The organism is Jingyaoa shaoxingensis (genome assembly GCF_014385005.1).
GTDB lineage: Bacteria > Bacillota > Clostridia > Lachnospirales > Lachnospiraceae > Marvinbryantia > Marvinbryantia shaoxingensis.
Window position 1 is genome coordinate 64,674 of record NZ_JACRSZ010000012.1, and the last position, 25,803, is coordinate 90,476.

Sequence of the window (25,803 nt, forward strand, 5' to 3'; positions counted from 1 at the left end):
GCAATCAAAAATTGCAGATCACCATTACAAAGGAGGTAACAAATATGAGTAGTCGTTCATCTAATACCACAGCGGTACCAGAAGCAAAAGGAGCATTAGACCGTTTCAAATATGAAGTGGCAAACGAACTGGGAGTTCCGCTTACCAACGGTTATAACGGAAACCTGACATCCAAACAGAACGGTTCTGTCGGCGGTTATATGGTAAAAAAAATGATCGAAGAACAGGAAAGACAGATGAGCAGCAAGTCCCAGAACAGTATGCAGTAATCACTCTTTACAGGATAAAGGCAGGCGCATAAACGTGCGGCTGCCTTTTCCCATATTTACAGACTCAGATTTTTCAGTTCATTTTTCATATAAAAATCCATCCTTTCCTTCAATTCCCTGTGACATGACTGCTCCAGTTCCGGATCTTCTTTTCTTATTCTACTGACTGCTTTTCCTGCTTTTTTCAATATCTCTGCATCTGAATAAATGTCTCCTATTTTGAATTCCATAGCTCCGCTCTGCCGGACACCAAGCAGTTCTCCCGGACCTCTCAGCTTCAGATCCTCACCGGCAATATAGAATCCGTCATTCGAGCGGTTTAGAATGTCCAGGCGCTTCTGATTGCTTCCATTTTCGCTTCCGTTAATCATGATGCAATAAGACTGGTCTCCGCCTCTTCCTACGCGTCCACGGAGCTGATGCAGTTGTGCCAGGCCAAAACGTTCTGCATTTTCAATCATCATGACCGTTGCATTTGGTACATTTACTCCAACCTCCACTACTGTCGTGGATACCAGCACCTGAATCTGATTTTCCAGAAATCTCTCCATGATTTCATTCTTTTCTTTCGGCTTCATTTTTCCATGAAGAAATTCCACACAAATAGACGGTGAAAGTTCCTGTTTCAGTTTCTCTGTATAAGAAATAACATCCTCTGCCTCTATCATCTCACTTTCTTCCACCATTGGACAGATCACATATGCCTGATGACCTGCTTTTACTTCCCGGCTGATAAAATCATACGCTTTTTTCCGGTAGGAAGTATTCACCACACAGTTTTTGATCGGAATACGGTTGGATGGCAGTTCATCTATGGTGGATATTTCCAGATCTCCATACAGAATTACCGCCAGAGTTCGTGGTATCGGAGTTGCACTCATAACCATGGTATGTGGCATTGTCTCCGATTTTTCCCCCAGTGCTTCCCTCTGCCGAACTCCAAAACGATGCTGTTCATCTGTAATCACCAGTCCAAGCCGGTCAAAGCTTACTTTTTCCTGTATCACTGCATGGGTGCCAATCACAATATCTGCTTCATGCGTGGATATTTTTTCATAAGCAATGCGTTTTTCTTTCGCAGTCATAGCCCCTGTCAGCAACACCGCACATATCTTAAGATTCTGTGTCTCTGCCAGTCTGTGAAACGCCTCATAATGCTGGCGGGCAAGCACTTCCGTCGGAACCATCAGTGCACTCTGCACCTCATTCCTTGCCGCAAGGATCATTGCCAGAAATGCAATAATCGTTTTTCCTGATCCTACATCCCCCTGAATCAGCCGGTTCATTACCCTGCCTCCAGTCATATCATCCAGGATTTCTGCCCACACCTGCTTCTGTGCGCCGGTAAGCTCATATCCCAATCTTTCTATGACATCCGTCAGTTCATCTCGTTTCATCTTAAATGCGCTTTGTTTCTCTTCCGTTCTCTCTTTCCAGATCTTAAGTGCCAGAATGAACAGAAAAAATTCATCAAATACCAGCCTTTCCCTCGCCAGTTTCAGGTGATGTTCATCTCTGGGAAAATGAATCTCTTCCATAGAATAATCATATTCTGCAAGGTGATAGCTCTGCCGTACGCTTTCCGGGAGAAAGTCCCTGGAAAGATCGATCTCTTTCATCGCCTGGTGAATCAGTTTGGTCAGCATATGATTCGTAATTCCTTTGGTCAGCATATAAACCGGTTGAAGCACTTTACGCATTTCTTCATACTGTTCCGGCTGATATACCGCCGGCTGATCCAGAATTAGACTGGTTCCCTTTCGGCTGATTTTCCCATAAAACACATAGTAATTTCCCGGTAAAACTGTATTCTTCAGATAAGGCATACGAAACCATCTTGCCAGAACCTCACCGCTGCCATCTGACAGACATGCTGTCGTAATCTGCATTCGCTTCACATACTGTACTGTCAACGGTCTGACTGCCTGAGCACAGACTGCCACTGTCTCGCCTTCTTTCAGCTTTTCTGTCGACGTACAGTCTTCAAACTTCCGATACGTTCTGGGATAATAAGTCAGAAGATCATCTATTGTATAAATCTCCAGCTTTTCCAGCATTTTTTTTGATTTTTCCCCTACACCCTTTAGTTGCTCTACCGATGCAAATCTGTCCATTCTTCTACTCCTCAAAACAGGGTGGCAGATTTATCTGTCACCCTGTTCTTACCTTCTTATTTTCTAATACAGATTTCTACTCTACAGATACCACATAGTAGTAAATAGGCTGTCCACCTGCATATACTTCCACTTCACAATCCGGATATTTTTCCTGAAGTTCGGTGCCCAGTGCATTAGCATCTTCCTCTGAGATATCCTCTCCATAATACACACTGATCAGTTCAGTTTCTTCATCTGTCATCAGATCAATAGTTTCCTTGGTTATCTCTGCAATATCCTCACCTACAGCCAGGATCGAATCATCTCCGATTCCCATGATATTGCCTTCTTTAATCTCTTTGTCATCAATATGTGTATCACGTACCGCATAAGTAATCTGTCCGGTCTTCACCACAGACAGCGCTTCTTTCATGTTCTCTTCATTTTCCTCTGCTGATGCAGTCGGATCAAAACTGATGATTGCAGCAATACCTTGTGGAACAGTCTTAGTTGGAATAACCACAATCTTCTTGTCTTCGGTCAGTGCCTGTGCCTGATTTGCAGCCAGAATAATATTCTTATTATTCGGGAATATGAAAATGGTATCTGCATTGACCTCTGCGATGGCATTAAGCATGTCTTCGGTACTTGGGTTCATAGTCTGACCGCCTTCAATCAGATAGTCCACACCCAAACCTTTGAAGATCTCTCCGATACCGTCACCAATGCTGACAGAAATGAATCCCACCTCTTTATGAGGCATAACCGGCTTCGCCTGTGCTGCCGCCTGCTTCTCGGCGTCTTTGATCAGCTTTTCACGGTGTTCCTCTCTCATATTGTCAATCTTCATACGGGAAAGCTCACCATAAGTAAGTGCTCTGGTGATCGCAACACCAGGATCATTTGTATGCACATGCACCTTTACAATCTCTTCATCTGCAACTACTACAATAGAATCTCCAATACTTTCAAGAAATGCCTTAAACTTCAGTTCTTCTGCCTGCTGCATTGGCTTCTTAGTCATAATAATAAACTCTGTGCAGTAACCAAACTTGATATCTGCCTCTGTTCTGGTATCTGCCTGCGCAGGTTCTCCGGTACTCTCAGGCTTCTCAATGGTGTAGTCTACTTCCTTGCCAAGATAAGCATCGAAAGCACCCTTTAATACCTGAATCAGTCCCTGTCCACCGGAGTCTACTACACCGGCTTCTTTTAATACAGGAAGCATCTCAGGGGTCTTAGCCAGCACTTCTTCTGCATACTTCAGGGAAGTATCCAGCAGCTCTTCCATCTCAACGTTCTCTGTAAGAGCCAGTTCAGTTGCCTTGTCTGCAAATCCCTTGGCTACGGTCAGAATCGTTCCTTCCTTTGGCTTCATAACTGCCTTATATGCAGTCGCCACAGCCTTCTGGAACGCCTCTGTAATGGTAATCACATCAATCTCGCTGGTATCGCGGATCCCCTTGGTAAATCCTCTCAGAAGCTGAGAAAGGATAACACCTGAATTTCCTCTTGCCCCACGTAAAGATCCTGATGAGATTGCCTTTGCCAGCGTCTCCATGTTCACAGTTTCCAATCCTGCCACTTCTTTTGCCGCTGACATAATGGTCAGCGTCATATTGGTACCTGTATCTCCGTCAGGAACCGGAAATACATTCAGTTCATTAATCCATTCTTTATTTGCCTCAAGATTCTTTGCACCTGCCAGAAACATCTTAGCGCACAGTTCGGCATTTATCGTACTTTTACCCACTTTTAGAGGTCCTCCTTAATCAATCTCTCTTACGCCTTCTACATAAATATTCATCTTATCAATCTCCATACCGGTAAATTCCTGTACGCGGTATTTTACGCTTTCCATCAGGTTCTCGCAAACTGCGGAAATACTTACTCCGTATGAAACAATCACATGAAAATCAAGGGAAATCCGGTTATCTTCCCCTACAGTTACATTGATTCCATGTTTTAAGCTGTCGCGCTTAAGCAATCTTACAAGACCGTCTTTCACACTGAATGCTGCCATACCGACTATTCCGAAACATTCCACTGCCACACTGCCCGCATAGGTTGCTATAACATCTAAATCAATCGAAATTGAACCAAGTTCGTTATTCATACGTCCCTTCATATTCTACCTCCAGATATCATTCTACTTGATACTCATTCCATAGTATAACAAGTTTTTCTGAAAAAGGAAATATCTTTTTTCATTTTCCACTTGCAAAATATATTTATTTCTGTTAGAATACGATTGTTGTCAGTTTGTACACTTTAAGTACGAACTAATAAGATATAAGGAGGTGCTGTCATGGCTAAATGTGCAATTTGTGATAAGGGCGCTCATTTCGGAAACAACGTGAGCCACTCCCATAGAAGATCTAATAAAATGTGGAAATCCAACATCAAATCTGTTCGCGTTAAAGTGAACGGAGCTGCTAAGAAGATGTATGTATGTACTTCTTGCTTAAGATCCGGAAAAGTTGAAAGAGCGTAATAAGAACAGATAAGAGTCGCTGAAAAGCGGCTCTTTTTTAACATACAAACAGATTATATCCAATCAACAGCAGTAAAAAAATCAGGAGTACATTCCAGAACGTATTTGCGATAAGTAATGCGATCAGCATTCCGACCGATATCCAGAATAGGGTATATCCTGCAATACGTTTCATATGTGTACTCCCTTTTTTTCTATCTTATGCAGTTTTTCAAAATCTGTGACTATTCTTCTGTATTATCTGTCTGTACCGCTTCGGCTGCCTTGACAGCATCCGCTGCCGCATTACTGCTTCCGGATGTAAAGCGATTGACAAAATCCGGCACCATATCCAGCACCTTGGTCAATCCATCCTGATTCTTGATATTCACCAGTTTTGTGGTTCCATTCTGAATCACCAGTACAGCACTTGGAGTCATTTTGCATCCCATTCCTCCGCCGCCGTTATTCTTTACTTTATTATTATCCTTCCCCTCCAGCGCTCCTGCTGCTACGCCAAAGGATACATCGATCAGCGGAAGAATGATCGTATCTCCTACTGTGATCGCATCCCCCACAACCGTCTTGGAATGAATGTATCCATCCATCCCCTTAAATAACGACTCTACTTTTGACTGAAAATTATTTTCTGATGCCATGTTCCTTCTCCTTTCTGTCTGTCCATCTCTTTTTACTCTGTGATTGAAACTGCTCAGTACCCTTGCGGGGCAATCGATCCTGAACCGTTACCTGTGATTCTTACACAGTCATTTGTCGAAATGACCGCACTGTCTGTCTGATATTCTTATCCGCAAGCAAAGATAATGCTGCCCTGGCAATGTGGCAGATTCTCACATGTCCTGTTATCTGAAAACGCCCTTCCAGCACCGCCCTTTCAAAATCTCCATTGATCTCCAGGCAGTTTCCTGTGAATGCAGATAATACATACAGTATACCCAGTACCTGACCGGTTGTTGCAGGATCATCCATTCCGATTAGAATCTGGCCTTCCGCTTTTCGTGGTAAAATATGGCGAAGCAGATAGCGTATTTCCCTCAGTACATGCATTTTGGCAGCCTGTGTTACTTCCAGATTCCAGAAATCAAGCCATCTGCCAGCCGTAGTCTTCAGCTTCTCTTTTCTGTCCGACAGCTTCTTTCCTGCCTCTGTAATGCGCTGAAAGCTCTGCCGGATACTTTGCAATATGCCCTGTACCTTTCGTGGAACTTTTTCCAGCTTTTCTGTTATGCTTTTCCATATGATCCCTGTCAGCTTTTTCTCATCCGCCTGTCCGGCATCTTCTCCCGACTGCTCAGGCTGCTCATTCATATCCACACTGTTTTCTGACTGATCTGTCTTTTCCAGTAACACCGGTATTGCCGGCACATACTGATCTTCCTGTGGCTGTTCTGATTCTGTCTCCCGCAGACATTCAGCTTTTATCTCCTGCGGCTGTTCTGTCTTCCGTGGCTGTTCTGATGCTCTTTTCTTCCGTCTTTTCCCGGGTTTCTGCTTTTTAGGATTGCGGTTAAGCAGGGATCTTCCAAATAGGAACAGATCTATTCCCGTCTGCCCCCCGTCATACCCGGCCTGTATGCGGATCATCCCCATCAGCCAAGAGAGACTCCCCTCTGCCTGTATCTTACTGCCCTTCTCTGCAGATACACGATATCTGACCGGAATAAGCAGCACAACTGCAAGCACTGACAATATCAATCCGAGAACAACCAGCAGTAATATTCCAATTATCTTTAAAATCAAAAATAATATGTGCAGCATATGCTTCTTTTACTCTCCCCAGAAGTGGAATCCCCACCTGCGTTTTCTTTTCTTTAACGGATAATGTACCACATATGGCTCGTTCTCATCCAGTCTCTGCCTTAAAAATGTATCTATCCGAAATGTCCCTGTTTTTTCGTAAGATTCCAGTATGATAGAAGACGCCAGTTCCACTGCACTGTCATAGGATCGTGTCATGCCTATAATTACCGGACACAGACGATGCATTACCGGCCACAGAAGCTGGTCTGCTGAAAAAATATCCAGAAGATTCTTCTCATTCGATGCGAGTGTAATCAAATACACTCCCGGTGTCCCGGCTGCATGTTCAATCTTGTGTATCAGTTTTTCCTTTTTTTCTTCCAGCCCATCGTCCATATATAATCTGCTGTACCAGTCCATGGATATCTGACCTTTCTCGTATCTGTTCACTACCTTCACAGATATTGGGTTCTGAACAGTTACCCTTTCTCTTCCTTCTATAGTCAGAAAGACCGATGAAGCTCTCATCAGTCTTTCCCTTTGAAATACTTTTTACTTCCGCCCCATAAATTTGCTTTTTTTAAGTTCAGATACTCTTCATATGCTCTCTCCAGCATTGTTCTCTCATTGGCAAATTTTAAAAGGTGATACGCTTCATGGTACTTATAATACCCTGAATCAATAAAATGTTCCTCGCGTTGTGGTTTACTGTAATAACTCTCTGAGCGCATAAGATACCAGTGGACATCTTTTTCCACTACATCTTCCGGTACATTGAAAGAATACTGGCTCTTTCCGATATATTTTACAATCGTCGCCTTGGCTCCAGTCTCCTCCAGTACTTCACGTAATGCCGTCTCTGTATACACTTCTCCTGGTTCTACGGTACCTTTTGGCAAGACCCATCCTTCATACTTGTTCTTATAACTTTTGAACAATAACAGGATCTTACCCCGAAATATTACCACACCGCCACAGCTCGTTGCCTCAATCATTGCAATTCCTCCTGTCCGCGTTGTGTTTCATAACATGGTATTAGTATACAGCCTTTTACAGAAATCCGCAACTTTTTTCTTTTACTGATAATTCTAGTATGTCTTCACATAATTATAATAAGAATTGAACACTTCTCTTGCAATCGGTACGGCAGCAGAACTTCCGGTTCCGCCATCTTCCGCAATAACGCTTACTACAATATCCGGATCCTCTACATTGGAAAATCCGACAAACCAGGAATGTGTGGAAAAATTATCTTCCGATCCGGTATTTCCATTCACTTCATATTCGGCAGACCCGGTCTTTCCCGCAACGGAATATCCCATTCCGCTTAGCGAACTGGCCGTTCCACCATTTACCACACTCTGCATATACTCATTCAGAATCCGGGCTTCATCAGACTCCATCAGTTTCTTATACTGTATGGCCTTTGTATCACTGACCTTAATGCCATCTGAATTCTCAATATGATCTACAAAATATGGTGTCATCAGTACTCCGTCATTGGCAACTGCCGATACAATCAGTGCCATGTGGAACGGAGATACCAGCGTATCCCCCTGTCCGATTGCCGTCTGCATCGTCTCACCAACAGATGAATTTCCATTCAGCGTGAACTGACTACTGCTGTAAGGCAATACAGTAGGCAGCTTGCCATTAAACATCACAGACTCACACATCTGTGCGAACTTGTCATTATCAAGCTGCAGACCAATATTAGCAAACGAAGTATTACAGGAATGCTGAAAAGATCCTTGCAGATCTTCAAATCCATGTACCTCATAGTCGTAACATTTGATCGTAACATCTCCCTGAGACATACTTCCCTGACAGTCATAAGTATAATTCATATAATCATTTGGGAATTCTCTCAGATACTCCAGTGTTGTCAGAATCTTAAATGTAGATCCCGGAGGATACAACCCCTGTGTTGCCCGGTTCAACAGAGGACTCTGAGAATCATCTGCATTCAGAATCTCCCACTGATTTGCCATATCATTCGGATCAAAGTCCGGCTTAGACACCATTGCCAGCACCTTACCCGTAGAAGGTTCCATCACCACAACTGCGCCCTTGTATGCTCCAAGTGCATTATATGCCGCTTCCTGAAGTCGGCTGTCCAATGTAAGCACCAGACTGTCTCCCCGGAGTTTTTCATTATTTTTTTCACTTCCCACCTGATCCTGTATAGAAGAATTTGAAGTCATCAGATCGTTGTTATAGATGGCTTCCAGACCTGATTTTCCATTTACAGTATAACCCACAATATGTGCAAACACATTACTCCACGGATACACCCTGATCTCATTGCCTTCCTCATCTATATTTGTTCCAGCCAGAACTTCTCCGTCTGACGAATAGATTGTTCCACGGATTACATAGGCTTCCTGAGCGTCTCTCTTGGAATTGTTTGGGTTTCGGTTAACACCATCGATCAGCACTACATTAAAATATACCAGATATCCAACCAATGACAGAAACATTGCCGAAAACAGATATGCCATTCTCACATATGCTTTGTTTCTTACTTTTTTCGGCACATGCTTTTCATAGATCTTTTTCTTCTTTTCTTTGACCTCCGGTTCTTCCCGGAACATCTCCTGTTCCGCGTTTTCATGAGAAGAACCATTTACAAAAGACGGAATGTCAATGGATTTTTCTTCATCTGTACATTCTGTTCTGTTCCATTTGCCATTCTCTTTCTTCTCTGAATCTCTCAATTTGCTCCTCCTCATCTTCCCGAAGAATATAAAGCCCCTGTATAATCGCGAACATCATTACCGTACTGAGCATTGAACTTCCACCGTAGCTTACCAGTGGAAGCGTGACACCTGTCATCGGGATAAACTTCATGGCGCCACCGACTGTCAGGAACACCTGTACGGCGTACATAGTTCCAAGCCCCAGGGCTACCAGTCTGTAAAAGCGATTGGACAGGCGCATTGCAATATTGATAAACATAATATAGCAACTCATGCAGACCAGTATCATGCAGATCGAGAACAAGCCTCCCAGTTCCTCTGTTATGGCAGAAAACATAAAATCCATTTCAACTAGAGGAATACTGTCCGGTGTTCCGTTCATAATTCCCGTTCCCAGCCAGCCACCTGCTGCCATAGAAAACAGAGACTGCGCTACTTGATATCCGTTTCCCGAATAATCTGCAAATGGATTCTGCCAGATCTGTACACGCTGCCGGATATGGGAAAACAAATGATAAGCCCCCACTGCCGCTACAGATCCTGCCGCCACACCAGCCATAGCATAAATCATTTTTCTGGTAGATACATACAACATCACCAGATAGGTGACAAAGTAAATCAGCGCACTACCCAGATCGGTGGAATAAACCAGAATCAGCACATGTAGCGCCGCAACTACCGTTGCAATTACAATATCTTTAAATGACTGAGCATTTCCCAGCATGCCGGCAATACAGAATACAAAAATAATCTTGATAAATTCTGATGGCTGGATACTGATACCGCCAATCACAAATCCCAGTTTGGCTCCATATGTCACCTGTGCTGCAACTGCAACCAGGCCCAGACCTCCAATCCCCACTGCCGCATACAGCCATGTCCACTTGGTAAGCACCCGCACCTTCCGGATGATTGCCGGAATCAAAAGTGCAATTACCGTGGAAATTACTACGACCTTAAACTGCTTGACAGCTTCGTCAAACGACAGCCTGGTAATCATAATAAACCCAATCATAATCAACATACACATATGATTGACTACCAGTTTGGACGCTCTCGGATACAGATTCCGAAAAAACACCAGTGTGGCCGCCAGATAAATAAACTGGGCACCATACAGAAACATCAGATTGGTATCTTCCTGTTTCAGATACATAATCATAAATGCAATAAAATGTATCATAAACATCATCAGATTCTGTCTGACAAAAAGGAAATCTTTATCGTCCTCATCTTTTTTGCTGAATACGATATAACTCTGCATGGTATAAATTGCCATAAGTATAATAATCGCATATCTCGAAAACTGGATAATTAAACTAACCACGTTATCTCCCCTTTATTCTACTCCACGTTTCAAATGTCCCCGTGTAAAATCCGATGATGGACTTTCCACATTTTTATGCTCTGCAAATACTTCTGTATATCTGCACAGCACCTCTCTGGTCTGTCTGGCATCTTCTATGGTAAAACTCAGACGGACAGATTCTGGCGCAATCTGTGAAATGGATCTGCTTTGATCTGCCAGTTCTGTCACCGTACTGTTATAGAGAATATTATAACAGAAACTACAGTCATTTTTTATCGGAAAATATTTGCCCTTGCGATCCTTCAGATGCAGTATCTTACGCTTTTTCCGGCATCCGGTTGTGTTCTTCTGAAAACACTGTGCCGTTACCATCAGCGGTGCATATCCATAAACAATCATTTCTCTTCTGGCTGATGACAGCGGTCTCATTTCCTGGTCCGTCAGTTCGACCGGAAGTGTCATCCAGTCAATCTTTTCCTTTTGCCAGAAGCTGACTGCTTCCCTGTTCCAGATGTACATATTGTGATCCAGTGCTATCTTACCACAATATGATATTTGCTGTAAATATTGGATCTCTTCCAGATTCTTAACCAGTATCCCGTCAAACTGCTCCAGAATGTGTCTGCATTTCTCCATATGCAGAAAATAATTGCGTTTTTCTTCCCGGAAGATCCATGGCATCACGTACCAACTCTCTTTTCCTGACTCCCGGCATCTTTTCACATCTTCTGACGCCTGTCCAAGAAAAGCTTCTTCTGACGGATACAAAAGACTGCTCAGGCAGACTCTTCTGATCTTATTGCATACAAGAATCTCTTCAAGCTGTTCTCTTCGCTCCGCCTGAGCCGTGATGAACAAAGCATCTGTCTGCTTCTGTGTCTCAGGTTTTTCCCTTGTCTGTAGTATCCTGTTCTGACACTTGCGTTCTTTCTGAAGAATGGCTTCTGTCAGTTCTTCTATCGCTTTTCTTCTCAATTCATTCAGTTCCTGCACCGGAAGAAAAATCCCCTCATCCATACGGATCTGAAGTTTTTCCCATTTGAATTCTGTCTGTCCAAGTTTACTGATCTGTTTTCTTACATCTTTTTCTTCCAGTGGCCTTTTCTGTGCACTCTGCACCTCTCCTCCACTTACCGAAACATAAATGTCCCTGTACCGGATCTGAAGCTGTGCGGCACATTTCTTCTGCAATAGTAATTCCCCGTCAATCCCGACTTTATAAGGATTATCCAGATAAGTCTTACGGATCTCGGAAATCAGCTTTTCATTTCTGGTACGGTATAACAGCATTCCATTCTTTTCTCTGCCGTTCCCGGTCTTCATCGAAAATACGGCACCCTTTGCCACATTCTGGGACAGTGTGTACTCTCTTTTTTCTTTTGCGCTTCTCAGTTCCAGAACATCTCTGATATTCAGATCCTCCAGTGCCTTCCACTTTGTCTCCCTGCCGGCAGATATCATCTTTGCCGCTTCTGTTCCCCAGTGATTCGGGCGCTGCATAGACATCATATCTTTTCCATTATGCTGCTGATAATATCCTTGCGAAAATCCCCCTCTGTTATACAGATCCATCAGAAGGCTTCTGTCTTCCGGCCGAACCATGAAGTTTTCTTTTCCATCATTCAGATACTGATCAATGTATTTTCGATACACAGAAGTGATCCCCGCTGTATATTCCGGTTTCTTCATGCGTCCTTCCATCTTAAAGGAATAAATTCCGCTCTCTACCAACTCCGGAATCAGATCCAGAGTACACATATCCTTAGGACTCATCAGATACGGATCCCTTGATAACAAACTGTCTTCTTCATAAAGCTGGTATGGTAGTCTGCACGGTTGGGCACACCTGCCCCGGTTTCCGCTTCTTCCGCCAATCATACTGCTTAAGAGGCATTGCCCTGAATAACAGAAACAAAGTGCTCCATGTACAAAACTTTCAATCTCTACCGGAACCTGTTCATGGATCTTCCGTATCTCCTCCATGGAAAGTTCCCTTGCAGTCACTACTCTGGACGCTCCCCGTTCCTGTAACCACGCTGCACCTCTGACACCTGTTACTGTCATCTGTGTGCTGGCATGGAGATCCATATCCGGAAATGCTTCCCTGACCATCTGGAAAACGCCAAAATCCTGCACGATAACAGCATCCAGCCCTTCTCTGTAAAAAGGCAGTAGATAATCATACAATTCTTCTGTTTCCTTTTGCTTCAACAAGGTATTGACCGTCAAATACAGCTTTCTGCCACGAATATGGGCGTAGTCGATTGCTTTCTTCATCTGCTCTGTGTCCAGATTGTCTGCAAATGCCCTGGCTCCAAACTTCGCGCCGCCTATATATACAGCATCTGCCCCTGCACTGTAAGCTGCCACCATGCTTTCATAGGAGCCTGCGGGTGCCAGTAATTCAACCTTCATTCATGTAATCCTTTCCACTGTTGCAGGAATGCAGTTCCTGCATGATTGACTCCCACCACTGATACTGATTTGTTGCTCGCCACCTACAGAGGTGAGAGTCATTTCACATCTGATATAAAAAAGAAGGCTGCCATAATCCCTTCTCAGAGGATTCTGCAGCCTGTGTTTATTTTTTCTTCAAATCATCCAGCTGGCGCTGCATATCAATCAGACTATGCTTCAGATCAAATATCTCCTTATCTCTGGAAGCGATCCCATCCTCCAACACCTCAGCCTGCTTCTTTGCCTTGAAATAATCATCTGCGATATTAAGCTGAACCAGGATGCTCTTCATGTCATTGGACTGACGCTTGTAACTCTCCAGCTTCTGAATCTCAGTCAGCTTATTGTTCAGATAATAGCCAACCTTCTGAATATATTCTTCACTTTCATAACCACTGATCACAAAAATCTGGCCATTGATAACCACTTCTGTGCGGTTCTTCGCTGACATAGCACTTCCTCCTCATTTGTATAGCATCAGTATAACGGACTTCTACTGGAATTGCAACCCCAGATGATGATAAGCTTTCTCTGTTGCCATTCTTCCTCTCGGCGTCCGGATCAGGAATCCCTTCTTTAACAGATAAGGTTCATATACGTCCTCGATGGTGCCAGAATCTTCCCCGATGGTTGCCGCAAGGGTGTCCAGTCCCACTGGCCCTCCCTGGAATTTCTCTATCATAGTAGTCAGAAGATTCCGGTCCGTTACATCCAGTCCATAGGTATCCACCTCCAGCAGATCCAGGGCGAATCTGGCCGTCTCCTTTGTAATTCTCCCGTCATATTTCACCTGGGCAAAGTCCCGGACTCTTTTCAGAAGGCGGTTCGCCAGTCTCGGCGTTCCTCTGGACCTCTTTGCCAGTTCCAGCGCTCCCTGCGGGTCAATTTCCACATCCAGAATCTTCGCCGAATTGCAGATAATCGTTGTCAGTTCTTCTTCTGTATAGAATTCCAGATGATGAATCACGCCAAAACGGTCACGAAGAGGTGCTGTCAGAAGTCCTGCTCTTGTAGTTGCTCCCACCAGTGTGAACCTGGGCAGATCCAGTCTGATTGAACGAGCCGCCGCGCCTTTTCCAATCATAATGTCAATAGCAAAGTCTTCCATTGCCGGATATAGCACTTCCTCTACCTGCCTGTTTAGGCGATGAATCTCATCTACAAAAAGTACATCACCTTCCTGGAGATTATTCAGGATAGCCGCCATCTCTCCCGGCTTCTCAATCGCCGGTCCAGATGTTACCTTCATATTCACGCCCATCTCATTGGCAATAATTCCTGCCAGTGTTGTTTTTCCAAGACCAGGAGGTCCGTAAAACAGTACATGATCCAGAGAATCTCCCCTCTGCTTTGCCGCTTCAATATAGATCTTCAGATTCTTCTTTGCCTTTTCCTGACCAATGTAGTCTCTGAGCATCTTCGGACGCAGACTCGTCTCAATGTGGGAATCCTCCGGCAAAACCTCTGTTTGAATCACTCTTCTATCCATTCTATTCTCCTAAAATTAAAAAGACATATTCCTGAGTGCCGCCTTCAGAAGATCTTCTGTCGTCATATTCTCTGTCTGCTGTACACTGCGTACTGCCTTCAGCGACTCTCCTGCCGGATATCCCAGGGCTACCAGTGCCTGTACCGCCTCATCCTGTATCTGTCTGTCACCGGCAGTCACTACTGCATCGTTCTCTGTTTCTGCCAGAGAACTGTCAAATGTCTCCTGCAGATCAAATTTATCCTTCAGTTCCAGAATAATCTTCTGTGCAGACTTTGCTCCTATTCCAGGTGCCCTGGAAATAGCTTTGGCATCTCCTGCCAGTACTGCAAAACGGATATCATTCGCTGACAGTACCGACAATATTCCAAGTGCAGCCTTCGGTCCGATTCCGTTCACGCCGAGAAGCAGCTGAAATACATGCAGATCATCTTTTTTCAGGAAGCCATATAACTGCATAGCATCTTCTCTCACCTGAAGATAGGTGTACAGCTTTACTGTCTCTCTGTTTCCCGACAATATACCCGCATCCCGTCCGGTAATAAAGACCCCATAGCCCACTCCATTCACGTCTACGATCGCTTTCGTCTCTTCCAGTTCTTCAATTTTTCCTTTTAAAAAAGCAATCATTTTCTTTTGCTCCTGTTTTTGATATCAAGTCATCTTACCACGACTTTTTACAAATATCAACCATATGTTCGATTATTGTGTATAACAGATCTTCTCGTACTGATAGCTTCCATCTTCCCCTTCCAGGCGGTACCCCTCACCGTTTCCTGTCTGGAAATCATAATAAGACCTTTTCGGTATACCAACTTTTTCCAGAATACTCATGATCGTTCCTCCATGGACAACCAGTGCAGCCGTCTGCCCCTGATATCCATTCACTTTCCAGAACTGCTCCAGTTTTTCAAATGCCTTCACGCTTCTTGTCTGAAATTTCTCTCTGGATTCTCCTCCCGGGAAAGGAAGCATGCCATTGCTGTCAATCCATTTCTGGTAATTTGCATTCCCTGCCAGTTCCAGATAATTTTGATTCTCAAATTCTCCGAAATCACACTCCCGCAGGTTCTCAATAACGTTTTGTTCCATCCCCGGAAAAAGTATCTGCGCCGTCTCAAGACAGCGCAGCATAGGGCTGACATATAGCAGAACGGGTTCTGTATACAAACCCCGTTCTCTGATCTTTTCCAACCGCTCTCTCCCCTCCTGGCAGAGCGGCTCATCTGTTCTGCCAATATATCGTTTCTTCCGATTCCCTGCTGTCATCCCATGCCGTATCAGATAAATCACCATATCTGTTCTCCTTTGATACAGACCGGATTGCCAGCCAGCACACGAATCACATGATCTGATTCCTGTGCAGCCAGACAACAGATCCGTCCTGTCTTTTCTCTCCAGTCCCGTTCAAATCGCTCCAGCGGTACTATACCATATCCAATCTCATTCGATATCAGGATGACTCCCGGATTTTCCGTCTTAAGATGTTCAAAAAAATCTTCCGGACTTTCCTGTTGCTCCATTATTCTGCGGATCAGCATATGAAATTCACTGACTGCCCTGCATGAAAAAACATCTTCAATTTTACAGTTTTCCCCATCCAGAATATCCGTATTCCTCAGTCCGAACAGTTTCTGTGCTGTATTTTTTTTACCCTGATATGCTCCGCCTATAATTAATTCCATTTTCTTACCCTATCAAATGTATTGCTGTCACAGTCACTACTGCCATTACCAGTTCACATACCTGAAGGAAAAATCCTGCCAGGTCTCCGGTGATTCCACCAAACTTGCCATAAGACATCACACGATACCATGTAAATACCATCAGTGCTGAAATAAAACAAATCGTACCAATAACCGGTTCTGTCACGATCATCACTGCTGCACATGCCACAATATAGACAATCATGGTTATTGCTACTGTCTTTTTCTGCGCTGAATCAGAGAATGTTGCCGCAAGTCCGCTTTTTCTGGCTTTCTGAAAGGCTACAATTGCCAGTCCACTTAAGGATCTGGACAGTACATATCCGACTGCCAGGAGACGTACTGCACGCATATCAACTGCATGAAACACTCCATAATCCAGTATAAAATAGCAGCATCCCATCAATATGGCAAATGCCCCCGCATGGGAGTCTTTCAGGATCTCCAGCTTCTCTTCCATCGTCTTATAAGAACTCAGAGCATCACAGGTGTCCAGAAATCCGTCAAAATGAATTCCTCCCGTAATGATCACCGGAATCAGAATCAGTACCGCCGTATGGAAATCTTCATTCCCTGTCAGCAGCATGCCGTATTTTTCCCAAAGTACCATTGCAATACCAAGCACCACTCCAATAACTGGGAAAAAACAGAACACATAGCGCATCCTCTCCTTCGTCCAGTCTATATGAGGCATGGGAATCTTGGAATACATTGCAAATGCAATGATCATATTATATATCAGATTCATAACTCATCCTTTCTGCATGACTGGAATCGTATAAACAACTTCCACTACCTGATCTGCCAGTTCGCTCAGATGCTGATTCACCATTCCGAGACAGCGAATATACTCTCCGGTCCATTCATCGTACTGCAGTCCATCAGAAAACACTTCATTGGTAACTACAACAAGGTGTCTGCACTGTGCTTTCAGTCTTTGAATTCCCTGCACGATCTTTTCCACTGTCTGCTCCATATGTACCATGCCATCTTTGACAAACAGTTCATTTGCTACCAGATTCGACATACATTCAAGCAAGACTGCTCCCGTCTTTTCCAACTGTATTTCCTGCAGATCATATGGGCATTCCACCGTAACAAACTTCTTATCTGCCCTCATTGCCCGATGCCGGTCAACGCGTTTCTGACTCTCAGCATCTCGGTTTTCCATGGTTGCTATATAATAGCGCGGCATCTCTCCAAACTGCAGAATCTGTTTTTCTGCATAAGCAGATTTTCCACTGCCGCTGCCACCAGTCACTACTATCATCATAATGTTACCTACTTCAGCTCCACATACGCTTCAATGTCAATGTCCTCAAATGTGCTCATCTGTTCATAGATTTCAACTGCAAGATCCAGAATCGGGAACAGAGTCACCGCTCCGGTTCCTTCGCCCAGACACATATCGCAGTAAAGCGCCGCTTCTTTTCCCAAAGCTGCCAGGATCTTTTCTGCCGCCGGTTCTTTGGATACATGTGAAGCCATGATATAATCTGCACATTCCGGGCAAATTCGGGTAGCAGTCAGCGCAGCTGTGGTAGAAATGAATCCATCCATGACAATCGGAATATGGTAAATGGCTCCGCCAATAAAGACACCTGCCAGACCTGCAATATCAAACCCTCCCAGTGCAGCCAGTGCATCAACTGCATCCGTAAACGACGGACTGTAATCCTCTATGGCCTTTCGCACCACTGCAATCTTCTTTTCCAGTGCCTTACTGGTAAGGCCTGCTCCACGTCCTGTCATTTTCTCCACATCTTCATTCAGAAAATAGGATGCCAGTGCACTGCTGGTAGTGGTATTGCCGATTCCCATTTCTCCGGTAGCTATAATCTTATAGCTCTTTCCGGCCAGTTCTGCGACCTTCTGAATACCTACTTCCATGGCACGTTCTGCCTCTTCTCTTGTCATGGCTGGTTCTTTTGCCATATTCCTGGTTCCATAGGCAATCTTATGATTCTCCAACTTCGTATCTACCGCAATACCGATATCAATCGGGAAAATCTCAGCGCCGGTCTGCCTGCAGAGAATTGCCGCTGTTGCTTTATCGGAAAGGAAATTCTCGGATACAATTGCCGTTACATTCTGCTCAGACTGGGTAACTCCCTCTGCCACCACACCGTTATCTGCACACATGACAATCAATGCCTTTTTATCAAACTTCACATTGACATCCCCGATGATGCCTGCAGTCTGCACCAGATAATCCTCCATCTTTCCAAGGCTGTGTAATGGTTTTGCAATACTGTCCCATCTCTTCTGACACAGTGCTTCTGCTTTTTTGTCTACTGATGTAATTTTGTATTCTTTATTGTTAATTTTCATATTTTTATCCCCCTGGTCATCTTTTTCATTATAAAAAACTCACAGGCATGTGTCAAGCGTTATCAAAGAGCTGTAAAACGTGCAAAAAAGACCTCTGCTGCCGACTGTAATGTGACGATAACAAAGGTCTTTTTATCTTTTACTTTTTCAGAACACTGATTGCCAGCTTATATTCCTGTGTATAGCGGCTTGCATATAACGGGAAAGATTTTTTGCGGTAATTATAAAGCTTTTTCAAAAATGCTGCATCTGACATGGCACTCTTCGGCTTGATTGCTTTTACTGCATTTACAGCACTGGTCATGCCATGCTGAATGGAATAACTAAACACAGCACCTTTTACTACGTCTGATCTTGATGCAATATCAATTCCTGAAAGCTGAAGTTTTCTCTCTGCATTGTCATAATAATTGATTCTCGCATAAGTATCCTGCAATGCGGAAAAGGTTCTCTTGTTGCGCTTATATACCTGATGCCATGCTTTGTAGAACTTACTGTTACTCCTAAGCTGTGAGCTGCTGAGTTTCAAGAATGGCTTGAATTCCTTGCATACCAGCGGATTTTCTCTGTATGCATAGGTTATAAATGGCTTCAGAGAATAGCGGTAGTCAAACTGATATGCTCCGCAGGCGCATCCATGGTCTCCTCCAGTCTGATTATAAGCAGAAGAACCTGATTCAAATCTCAGGAAAAAAAGCATCTCAGCAGACGGGCTGCTGTCCTCAGGTACAACCGTACACACGCCCTGTGCATCAACCGTGTAGGTTCTGTCATTGTACTCCACTCTTGTATTGGTCTGCAGTTCTCCTGTATCCGGATCAAAGTAGTAGAGCTTTCCTCCGATGGAAAATACTCCGGTTGCCATCTGACCTCTTCTTGGCGAAGACTTAATGAAGTAATACTTCTTTGAATTTATCGTAAGCCAGCCGACTCTCATATAGTCATCAAAATAATACTTATGTTTTTTGATGGTCTTCCATCCGGTCTGCTGCACGCCATTCTTATCAAAATAGACTGTCTTATTATAATAACGTGAGTTTTTACCCTTAAATGTATACAGACCTGTTAATGCAGCTTTTGTTTTACTAAAGAAATAATACCTCTTGCCTTTTATCGTTTTCCAGCCTCTGACATTGGCACCTGCCTTATTAAAATAGTACCATTTATTTTTGATCTGGATGAGACCTGTTGCAAGACTTCCATCCGGCTTGGCATAATACGACTTTTTATTTACTTTGAACCACTTGCCTTTTACTACCTTACCGTTGGTGTCATAATACCGGATCACTCCATTCGCTGATGTCTTAAACCCGGTATAAGCCTTAGCCTGAACCGAAAGACACATCAATAGCAGCAATAAAAATGTTACTGCCAGAATCCCCCTTTTTTTGTTTTTCATCTTTCTTCCTCCCTGCGTAAATAGTAGTTTTCTCCTTTTTAAGAAAAAACTTTGTTACAATTCTATTAAAATTCTGTGATAATTATAAATCCTTTTTTTATAATTGTCAATGTATGTGACATATTATATATCGCAATTTTCTCTGTTTTCTGGTATTTTTATACAAAATCCACATGCTATATGATCAGGCAGATCATTCCGTTTTTATTTTCATCCAGTACTCTGCCTATCACTTTCTGTATCTTCTGACGGCTCTCTTCTCCAAACTGGTTTAGCTTCACTGTCATTTCCTCCTGCAAAAGCTGTTCTACCGTCTTTCCAAATATATTAATTTCCCATATTCCTTCTGATTCCTGCGTTCCACTGTGGATATATGCAATCAGATCCTCCGCCTGGTTCTCGCTTCCTACTATCGGCGCAATCTCCGTATCAATCTCTGCTTTAATCAGGTGAATCGTCGGACTTGCAGCTTTCATTTTTACGCCATAACGGTTTCCACTGTGAGTCATTACCGGCTCTTCCCAGCGTACATCCTCTCTTCCCGGAAGAATTACTCCATAGCCGGTTTCTCTGACGGACTTCATAGCTTCCCCAACTGCTTCATATTCCCTTTTCCGTCCGCAAAGTTCCCTGATCAGTGAGATCAGCTGATATTCCCCATCAATCGTAATTCCAGATAATTCTGATAACATGGCATAATAGTACTCTTCTTTTACCGCAATCTGAACTCTCAGAATTCCTTCTTCCTGTGTATCTTCTATAAACACATTTTTTACGAAGGGCAGGGCTTTCATTTTTTCTACAAAATTGTTCTGCCACTCTTCTTTCTCTCCATCTTTTAACTGCTCTTTCAAAATATGAATAAACTGCTGTTTCATATCATGATCCTGCGGTAATGTTTCCAGCCACTTCGGAATAAAACACGCAATCTTGCGCATGAAATAACCCCCTTTCGATACTATTCCAGTATATTCGAAAGGGGGGAAATCTATGATTTCTTTTTCCTGTGCTTTTTCAGTGGTTCTTTTTTCAGATAGACATTTCTGGTATACCAGAAACAGGCATCTTCTCCCTGCTCATCCAGGATCTGAAGGAGATGTTCGATCTCTTTCATAGTCTGAGGATGCATCATATAATGATCCTTCCCTTTCAGGAAATAATTCAGCGGATCATGACGGGTATATTTGTCCTTATTGTATACCTTAGATGCTGCTATACGGTCAGCCAGCATCTCTGCCACATACCTTCTCGGCATTCGCATGCCGCCCATGGCATGATCCTTATCATCAATCTGATAATCAATCCAGTACTCAAAATGGTGTTTATTTCTTCCCTTATGATGAAGCCATGCAGCAGAATATCCCTTCTCCTCCCGCTCGGCATTGTTGGGACTTCGGTCACCCTGATAATATTTTGCTCCCACCAGAAACTCTGAAGGCATGTATTTGGACATATCATGCAACAATCCCTGCCGATAAAGTCCCAGTTTAAAACAATGTTCCATCACCAGTTTTTTATGTTCTGTAATCGTTCTAAAATGTCCTGCCGGATCCCACATCTCTGTTATCACTCCTCTTCGCCTGTTAATACTACAATTGTTCTTCCCGGCACAACTACCGTTTTTTCTTTCTGTCCTATCTGCTCTTTCTTATCCTGAATACTGTCTTTTAAATTCGTATCAATCTGCTTATACCAGTTCATCTTTTCCGGAAGTTTTGGCAGTGCCAGTTCCTGCGCCTGAGGATGCAGATTATACATCACATACAGAAAATGTTTTTCCTGAACATAACTTCCGCAGTACAACATTCCCAGACTCCTTTGTGCATATCCAAAATCTGCATACCAAGCCTTATTTCCGTGATAGGACAAATCCGGATACCCACACGCCTTCTGATCCATAAAACTGTATTCTTCTTTCCGGTGCAGCAGCATCTCTGATTTGCGGATAGCAATCAAGGCTTTTACATAATGAACAAACTTCAGATTGCGCTTATACCCATCCCAGTCTACCCAGGATACCGGATTGTCCAGACAATAAGGATTATTATTCCCTTTCTGCGTATTTCCAAACTCATCACCAGCCAGAAGCATCGGTGTTCCCTGTGAAAACAGGAGCAGAAGCATCGCATTCTTCTTCATCCGAGTACGCAGTGTCATAATATCCCGTTTTCTCGTTTCTCCCTCTATTCCACAATTCCAGCTGTAGTTATAGTTACATCCATCCAGATTCATTTCACCATTTTCTTCGTTATGTTTCTGATCATATGATACCAGATCCTGAAGAGTGAATCCGTCATGCCCGGTAATATAATTTATAACTGCACAGGTGGATGGATTCCTTCTGGTTCGAAACGCCATCTGTTCCAGTGTGCCTTCGTCCCCTTTCAGAATCCTTCTCATATCATTCAAAAATCCATCATTCATCTCTGCCAGATTCCGTCCATTCTGTACAGACAGATCTCCGTAATAATAAGATATCAGTTTTACCTCAGAAAACAGTGGATCCATGCTCAAATGATGTGCCAGATCTGTGTCGCCCATAATTCGAAAACCATCCACCTGATACTCTTCCATCCAGTATCTTAATACCTCAATCTGCTCCCGCAGAGGTACTTCCTGGGGAAAATACATTTCCATAATAATCTCCATCTGCTGTTTATGAAATGCCTTCACCATATTTTTAAGTTCCAGAACCGGATCATCTGTTGCTGCAAACCTTCTCTTTGGAGCAAAATAGAAGCCTTTTTTGTATCCCCAATAATTTTTCTGTTGTGGTCTTCTCTTTGCCGGCTTTCCTGTCTGCATTTTTTCCGGTTCTTTCTCTTCTTCCAGAAATTCATAAACCGGCATCAGAATTATCTGATTGACTCCCAGTTTTTTCAGATATGGGATCTTCTCCTGCAATCCAAGAAACGTTCCCCGATGCGCAACACCTGATTTTTCATTCATTGTGTAATTCCTCACATGAAGATGGTACATGATTCCCTCCTCATATGGAATATGAGGACGTCTGCTCTTTTTCCATGAATATGGCGCAAAATTCATTTCACACAAAATATTTCCAGTGCAATCCTGCCATATTCCTCTGGCATATTCATCTGGAACTATTTTATCATCTATCTTGTAATTGTAGCGATACTGCGTCCAATCCAGATTCAGCACTTTCACCGAACGAACGCTTCCCTGCTGTTGTGGAAATGGAATTTCCGTTACAGAATCTTGCTTCGCTTTCTCATACAGAAGCAGGGAAACCTGCTGTTCCGAACCTGCCGCTACACTGAAGCGAATTCCATCCGTTTCTCTTCTTACTCCCGGTTCATAAAAACCTTCTGTTTTTTCATCTGTTTTTAAACTGTTACTCATGCTGTATTTCTTATTCCCTTTCTGTAAGAATCTGCTCTGTGTGGAATATTTTTATTTTATCTATATCAGTATATCATATACCATTTCAAAATCCCATAAAACTTTTCGAATTGTCTGAAAATCTGTTGCATTCTTTTGTTGCATTTATATCCCTTTTCTGATAAAGTGGATCTAAAGTGCGGATGTATTAATCCGCCAAATAAGAAGAAATGAGGTATGAACATGAGTGATCAGAATTTTGATGCAGGATGCAATGGCAACTGCTCTTCATGCGGCAGCGACTGCGAACCAGGACAGGCAACCGTTACTCTTACTTTAGATAACGATGAGGTTCTGGAATGTGCCATCCTTACCATTTTCCCGGTTGGCGGCAACCAGTATATTGCTCTGCTTCCACTGAATGAAGACGGTGAAAATGAAGACGGTGAAGTCTTCCTGTATCGTTATAAAGACGAAAACGGCAATCCTTCTCTGGAAAATATCGAAGATGATGATGAATACGATCTTGCTGCAGAAGGCTTTGATAACTGGCTGGATACACAGGAATTCAATACCATGGATCTGGATGATATCGTGGAATAATTACGGGAGTTCATTGCACAAAGCAATTCGTTTAATTATATATCAATCATCAAGTCCCATTAAAAACGGAGAATCCTTCAGGGGTTTTCCGTTTTTTTCCTTTATGGAACAGATACAGAGCTTTTCTGATGCACGCGTCATTCCTACATAAAACATCCGGCGTTCCTCTTCCACATCTGACTGCAGCACAGCTTTCTTATAAGGTATAATTCCTTCATTTACATCCAGAATGAACACATATGGATATTCCAGTCCTTTGGCACTGTGTAACGTAGAAAATGTTACCTGATTATCTGCTTTTTGTTCTTTTTGATTCTGTTCTTTCAGCATCTTCCCATATTCTTCAATATGTGCAAACCACTCTTGAACTGTTTTGAAACCTTTGGCACTCTCCTGTAACTGATCCAGAAATTCCAGCAGATCTTCTGCCTGAATCTTTCGGTAATCTGCATATTCCTGAAGATAACCTTCATATCCGATCCCATGACGGATATAATTGATTGCTGTATATGGATCCATACGTCTAAGCACTGCCAGATCTGATTCCAATTGGTCTATCTTCTTTATCATCCAGTATTTGTCTTCATAATATCGACGTACTTTTTCAAAATCTACTGTGCATTCATCCAGACATTCCCGTCCAATATACCGCTTCGGGCGATTCGCAATCTGTAAAATCACAGAACGGTCACGATCTCCCTCTGCCGCTTTCATATACGCAATGATATTTCTGGCAATCCAGTGCTCATAAATATTGGGTATGACATCACGCATATAAAACGGCACATTATATTCCATAAAACGCTGGGAAATTACCCGTGCGTCCATATTATTGCGATAAAGAACCGCCACTTGATCGTACCGTCCTCCATGACTGACATATTCTCTGATCTTTTTCATAATAAAGAGACTTTCCTGATTCTGATTCGGAAATTTCAGGAATTCAATTGGTTCCCCTTCTCCTTTCACCTCCCGGATCTCTTTATCGTAACGTGTCACATTCCTTCCAATGACTTTTGCCGCTGCTTTTACGACATTGCCAGGACACCGGAAATTATAATCCAGTATAATCTTGTGTACATCCGGATAAACTTTGGGAAATTGAAGCATAATCTCCGGCTTAGCTCCACGGAATCGGTAAATAGACTGATCATCATCCCCCACGATGAACAGATTGTCTTCCGGCTTCGCAAGGAGCCGTATGATCTCATACTGCAATTTATTAATATCCTGGAACTCATCTATCAGGATATACCGGTACCGCTTCTGCCATCCGGCACAGATATCCGCCCTCTGAGTCAGAAGTTCCCATGTGCATACCAGAAGGTCATCGTAATCCAGAAGGTTTTTCTCTGTCATTTTCTTCTGATATTCCTGATAAATACGACGAAAGACCTCATCCGAAACCGATGAAGAATAATAATGTTCCAGTGGAATCTGTTCAGATTTTACAGTACTGATCTCCTGTGTCAGGCTTTTCAGCAAATCAGCTTCATCTTCCACATCCAGATCTATTTTAGAGATAATCTCTTTTAAAAATCCATAGCAGACCTCTTCCCCCGCAATATTAGCTCCTGTCAGACCATAGGCATACTTCAGTATCTCAAAAAACACGGAATGAAAGGTGCCAAAACGTACCATTGTTCGCTGCTCTTTTCGCATCGCGAGAAACCGTTTTTTCATCTCTTCCGCTGCTGCCCTGGTAAATGTCACCACAAGAATATTTCCCGGATGGATACCATAGTGTTCAATCAGGTAATTGGTCCGGTGTGTGATGACGGTTGTTTTACCAGAACCAGGGCCTGCCAAAACCATGGCAGGCCCCTGAAAATGTGTAATTGCTTCTTTTTGTGCTTGTGTAAAAGCCAT

Annotated in this window: 27 protein-coding genes; 3 read left to right on the forward strand and 24 right to left on the reverse strand. The window is 43.2% G+C overall.

What is annotated here, in order from left to right:
- Nucleotides 1-44 precede the first annotated feature (44 nt).
- Nucleotides 45-269, forward strand: coding sequence for an alpha/beta-type small acid-soluble spore protein (locus H8716_RS11995; protein ID WP_249309086.1), 225 nt, complete (start codon nt 45-47; stop codon nt 267-269).
- A gap of 56 nt (nt 270-325) precedes the next feature.
- Here the strand turns inward: H8716_RS11995 and recG are convergent, their stop codons facing one another.
- From recG to H8716_RS12010, 3 genes are all read right to left on the reverse strand, one after another.
- Nucleotides 326-2,383 carry an ATP-dependent DNA helicase RecG gene (recG, locus tag H8716_RS12000; RefSeq protein ID WP_249309088.1) on the reverse strand — a complete coding sequence of 686 codons (2,058 nt, stop codon included), beginning with the start codon at nt 2,381-2,383 and terminating at the stop codon, nt 326-328.
- 76 nt (nt 2,384-2,459) lie between these two features.
- Nucleotides 2,460-4,118, reverse strand: a complete 1,659-nt coding sequence (locus H8716_RS12005; RefSeq protein WP_249309090.1) for a DAK2 domain-containing protein — start codon at nt 4,116-4,118, stop codon at nt 2,460-2,462.
- A gap of 15 nt (nt 4,119-4,133) precedes the next feature.
- Nucleotides 4,134-4,493 carry an Asp23/Gls24 family envelope stress response protein gene (locus tag H8716_RS12010; RefSeq protein WP_249309092.1) on the reverse strand — a complete coding sequence of 120 codons (360 nt, stop codon included), beginning with the start codon at nt 4,491-4,493 and terminating at the stop codon, nt 4,134-4,136.
- A 180-nt stretch (nt 4,494-4,673) separates the two neighbouring features.
- Between H8716_RS12010 and rpmB the strand changes: the two genes are divergently transcribed.
- Entirely contained in the window at nt 4,674-4,859 is a 186-nt protein-coding gene (gene rpmB, locus H8716_RS12015) for a 50S ribosomal protein L28 (RefSeq protein ID WP_117449582.1), read from the forward strand.
- Between the two features lie 37 nt (nt 4,860-4,896).
- On the opposite strand, the gene H8716_RS12020 is transcribed toward rpmB, so the two are convergent.
- From H8716_RS12020 to H8716_RS12115, 20 genes are all read right to left on the reverse strand, one after another.
- The gene (locus tag H8716_RS12020; protein ID WP_249309094.1) at nt 4,897-5,034 is read right to left on the reverse strand and encodes a hypothetical protein; all 138 of its coding nucleotides are present in this window, start codon (nt 5,032-5,034) and stop codon (nt 4,897-4,899) included.
- 49 nt (nt 5,035-5,083) lie between these two features.
- Nucleotides 5,084-5,497 (reverse strand): GerW family sporulation protein, encoded by a 414-nt coding sequence (locus H8716_RS12025; RefSeq protein WP_249309096.1) that lies wholly within the window; start codon nt 5,495-5,497, stop codon nt 5,084-5,086.
- 100 nt (nt 5,498-5,597) lie between these two features.
- Complete coding sequence (locus tag H8716_RS12030) at nt 5,598-6,617, reverse strand: DUF2953 domain-containing protein (RefSeq protein WP_249309098.1); 1,020 nt, start codon at nt 6,615-6,617, stop codon at nt 5,598-5,600.
- A gap of 9 nt (nt 6,618-6,626) precedes the next feature.
- Nucleotides 6,627-7,127 carry a hypothetical protein gene (locus H8716_RS12035; RefSeq protein WP_249309100.1) on the reverse strand — a complete coding sequence of 167 codons (501 nt, stop codon included), beginning with the start codon at nt 7,125-7,127 and terminating at the stop codon, nt 6,627-6,629.
- Entirely contained in the window at nt 7,127-7,594 is a 468-nt protein-coding gene (locus H8716_RS12040) for an NUDIX hydrolase (RefSeq protein ID WP_249309101.1), read from the reverse strand. The genes H8716_RS12035 and H8716_RS12040 overlap by 1 nt, the downstream gene beginning before the upstream one ends.
- A 93-nt stretch (nt 7,595-7,687) precedes the next feature.
- Nucleotides 7,688-9,100: a peptidoglycan D,D-transpeptidase FtsI family protein gene (locus H8716_RS12045; protein ID WP_249309167.1), complete on the reverse strand. Its 1,413-nt coding sequence runs from the start codon at nt 9,098-9,100 to the stop codon at nt 7,688-7,690.
- 157 nt (nt 9,101-9,257) lie between these two features.
- Nucleotides 9,258-10,625, reverse strand: a complete 1,368-nt coding sequence (locus H8716_RS12050) for an FtsW/RodA/SpoVE family cell cycle protein (protein WP_249309102.1) — start codon at nt 10,623-10,625, stop codon at nt 9,258-9,260.
- A gap of 12 nt (nt 10,626-10,637) precedes the next feature.
- The gene (locus tag H8716_RS12055; protein ID WP_249309104.1) at nt 10,638-13,022 is read right to left on the reverse strand and encodes a U32 family peptidase; all 2,385 of its coding nucleotides are present in this window, start codon (nt 13,020-13,022) and stop codon (nt 10,638-10,640) included.
- A 166-nt stretch (nt 13,023-13,188) separates the two neighbouring features.
- Entirely contained in the window at nt 13,189-13,515 is a 327-nt protein-coding gene (locus H8716_RS12060) for a cell division protein ZapA (protein ID WP_249309106.1), read from the reverse strand.
- 42 nt (nt 13,516-13,557) lie between these two features.
- Nucleotides 13,558-14,553: a Holliday junction branch migration DNA helicase RuvB gene (gene ruvB / locus H8716_RS12065; RefSeq protein WP_249309108.1), complete on the reverse strand. Its 996-nt coding sequence runs from the start codon at nt 14,551-14,553 to the stop codon at nt 13,558-13,560.
- 15 nt (nt 14,554-14,568) lie between these two features.
- Nucleotides 14,569-15,183: a Holliday junction branch migration protein RuvA gene (gene ruvA / locus H8716_RS12070; RefSeq protein WP_249309109.1), complete on the reverse strand. Its 615-nt coding sequence runs from the start codon at nt 15,181-15,183 to the stop codon at nt 14,569-14,571.
- Between the two features lie 72 nt (nt 15,184-15,255).
- Nucleotides 15,256-15,849, reverse strand: coding sequence for a histidine phosphatase family protein (locus H8716_RS12075; protein WP_249309110.1), 594 nt, complete (start codon nt 15,847-15,849; stop codon nt 15,256-15,258).
- Nucleotides 15,843-16,238 carry a bifunctional adenosylcobinamide kinase/adenosylcobinamide-phosphate guanylyltransferase gene (locus H8716_RS12080; protein WP_249309111.1) on the reverse strand — a complete coding sequence of 132 codons (396 nt, stop codon included), beginning with the start codon at nt 16,236-16,238 and terminating at the stop codon, nt 15,843-15,845. The genes H8716_RS12075 and H8716_RS12080 overlap by 7 nt, the downstream gene beginning before the upstream one ends.
- A gap of 4 nt (nt 16,239-16,242) precedes the next feature.
- Nucleotides 16,243-17,007, reverse strand: a complete 765-nt coding sequence (locus tag H8716_RS12085; RefSeq protein WP_249309112.1) for an adenosylcobinamide-GDP ribazoletransferase — start codon at nt 17,005-17,007, stop codon at nt 16,243-16,245.
- A gap of 3 nt (nt 17,008-17,010) precedes the next feature.
- The gene (locus H8716_RS12090) at nt 17,011-17,532 is read right to left on the reverse strand and encodes a bifunctional adenosylcobinamide kinase/adenosylcobinamide-phosphate guanylyltransferase (RefSeq protein ID WP_249309113.1); all 522 of its coding nucleotides are present in this window, start codon (nt 17,530-17,532) and stop codon (nt 17,011-17,013) included.
- Nucleotides 17,533-17,540: 8 nt separating this feature from the next.
- Entirely contained in the window at nt 17,541-18,590 is a 1,050-nt protein-coding gene (gene cobT, locus H8716_RS12095; RefSeq protein ID WP_249309114.1) for a nicotinate-nucleotide--dimethylbenzimidazole phosphoribosyltransferase, read from the reverse strand.
- A gap of 139 nt (nt 18,591-18,729) precedes the next feature.
- Complete coding sequence (locus H8716_RS12100) at nt 18,730-19,989, reverse strand: N-acetylmuramoyl-L-alanine amidase family protein (protein WP_249309115.1); 1,260 nt, start codon at nt 19,987-19,989, stop codon at nt 18,730-18,732.
- 176 nt (nt 19,990-20,165) lie between these two features.
- Complete coding sequence (locus tag H8716_RS12105) at nt 20,166-20,927, reverse strand: stage IV sporulation protein A (RefSeq protein WP_249309117.1); 762 nt, start codon at nt 20,925-20,927, stop codon at nt 20,166-20,168.
- A gap of 50 nt (nt 20,928-20,977) precedes the next feature.
- Nucleotides 20,978-21,547, reverse strand: a complete 570-nt coding sequence (locus tag H8716_RS12110) for a DUF5662 family protein (protein WP_283243121.1) — start codon at nt 21,545-21,547, stop codon at nt 20,978-20,980.
- 8 nt (nt 21,548-21,555) lie between these two features.
- The gene (locus H8716_RS12115; RefSeq protein ID WP_249309119.1) at nt 21,556-23,352 is read right to left on the reverse strand and encodes an alpha-amylase family glycosyl hydrolase; all 1,797 of its coding nucleotides are present in this window, start codon (nt 23,350-23,352) and stop codon (nt 21,556-21,558) included.
- Between the two features lie 222 nt (nt 23,353-23,574).
- On the opposite strand from H8716_RS12115, the gene H8716_RS12120 reads away from it, so the two are divergent.
- Entirely contained in the window at nt 23,575-23,934 is a 360-nt protein-coding gene (locus H8716_RS12120) for a DUF1292 domain-containing protein (protein WP_249309121.1), read from the forward strand.
- A 42-nt stretch (nt 23,935-23,976) separates the two neighbouring features.
- Here H8716_RS12120 and H8716_RS12125 read toward each other — a convergent pair whose 3' ends face one another.
- Entirely contained in the window at nt 23,977-25,803 is a 1,827-nt protein-coding gene (locus H8716_RS12125; RefSeq protein WP_249309123.1) for an ATP-dependent helicase, read from the reverse strand.

Bases quoted from the DNA above. Each gene is read 5' to 3' on its own strand.
- H8716_RS11995 (WP_249309086.1), top strand. From the start codon at position 45: ATGAGTAGTCGTTCATCTAATACCACAGCGGTACCAGAAGCAAAAGGA.
- recG (WP_249309088.1), bottom strand. From the start codon at position 2,383: ATGGACAGATTTGCATCGGTAGAGCAACTAAAGGGTGTAGGGGAAAAA.
- H8716_RS12010 (WP_249309092.1), bottom strand. From the start codon at position 4,493: ATGAAGGGACGTATGAATAACGAACTTGGTTCAATTTCGATTGATTTA.
- rpmB (WP_117449582.1), top strand. From the start codon at position 4,674: ATGGCTAAATGTGCAATTTGTGATAAGGGCGCTCATTTCGGAAACAAC.
- H8716_RS12020 (WP_249309094.1), bottom strand. From the start codon at position 5,034: ATGAAACGTATTGCAGGATATACCCTATTCTGGATATCGGTCGGAATG.
- H8716_RS12025 (WP_249309096.1), bottom strand. From the start codon at position 5,497: ATGGCATCAGAAAATAATTTTCAGTCAAAAGTAGAGTCGTTATTTAAG.
- H8716_RS12030 (WP_249309098.1), bottom strand. From the start codon at position 6,617: ATGCTGCACATATTATTTTTGATTTTAAAGATAATTGGAATATTACTG.
- H8716_RS12035 (WP_249309100.1), bottom strand. From the start codon at position 7,127: ATGAGAGCTTCATCGGTCTTTCTGACTATAGAAGGAAGAGAAAGGGTA.
- H8716_RS12040 (WP_249309101.1), bottom strand. From the start codon at position 7,594: ATGATTGAGGCAACGAGCTGTGGCGGTGTGGTAATATTTCGGGGTAAG.
- H8716_RS12045 (WP_249309167.1), bottom strand. From the start codon at position 9,100: ATGGCATATCTGTTTTCGGCAATGTTTCTGTCATTGGTTGGATATCTG.
- H8716_RS12055 (WP_249309104.1), bottom strand. From the start codon at position 13,022: ATGAAGGTTGAATTACTGGCACCCGCAGGCTCCTATGAAAGCATGGTG.
- H8716_RS12060 (WP_249309106.1), bottom strand. From the start codon at position 13,515: ATGTCAGCGAAGAACCGCACAGAAGTGGTTATCAATGGCCAGATTTTT.
- ruvB (WP_249309108.1), bottom strand. From the start codon at position 14,553: ATGGATAGAAGAGTGATTCAAACAGAGGTTTTGCCGGAGGATTCCCAC.
- ruvA (WP_249309109.1), bottom strand. From the start codon at position 15,183: ATGATTGCTTTTTTAAAAGGAAAAATTGAAGAACTGGAAGAGACGAAA.
- H8716_RS12075 (WP_249309110.1), bottom strand. From the start codon at position 15,849: ATGGTGATTTATCTGATACGGCATGGGATGACAGCAGGGAATCGGAAG.
- H8716_RS12080 (WP_249309111.1), bottom strand. From the start codon at position 16,238: ATGGAATTAATTATAGGCGGAGCATATCAGGGTAAAAAAAATACAGCA.
- H8716_RS12085 (WP_249309112.1), bottom strand. From the start codon at position 17,007: ATGAATCTGATATATAATATGATCATTGCATTTGCAATGTATTCCAAG.
- H8716_RS12090 (WP_249309113.1), bottom strand. From the start codon at position 17,532: ATGATGATAGTAGTGACTGGTGGCAGCGGCAGTGGAAAATCTGCTTAT.
- cobT (WP_249309114.1), bottom strand. From the start codon at position 18,590: ATGAAAATTAACAATAAAGAATACAAAATTACATCAGTAGACAAAAAA.
- H8716_RS12100 (WP_249309115.1), bottom strand. From the start codon at position 19,989: ATGAAAAACAAAAAAAGGGGGATTCTGGCAGTAACATTTTTATTGCTG.
- H8716_RS12105 (WP_249309117.1), bottom strand. From the start codon at position 20,927: ATGCGCAAGATTGCGTGTTTTATTCCGAAGTGGCTGGAAACATTACCG.
- H8716_RS12110 (WP_283243121.1), bottom strand. From the start codon at position 21,547: ATGTGGGATCCGGCAGGACATTTTAGAACGATTACAGAACATAAAAAA.
- H8716_RS12115 (WP_249309119.1), bottom strand. From the start codon at position 23,352: ATGAGTAACAGTTTAAAAACAGATGAAAAAACAGAAGGTTTTTATGAA.
- H8716_RS12120 (WP_249309121.1), top strand. From the start codon at position 23,575: ATGAGTGATCAGAATTTTGATGCAGGATGCAATGGCAACTGCTCTTCA.
- H8716_RS12125 (WP_249309123.1), bottom strand. From the start codon at position 25,803: ATGGCTTTTACACAAGCACAAAAAGAAGCAATTACACATTTTCAGGGG.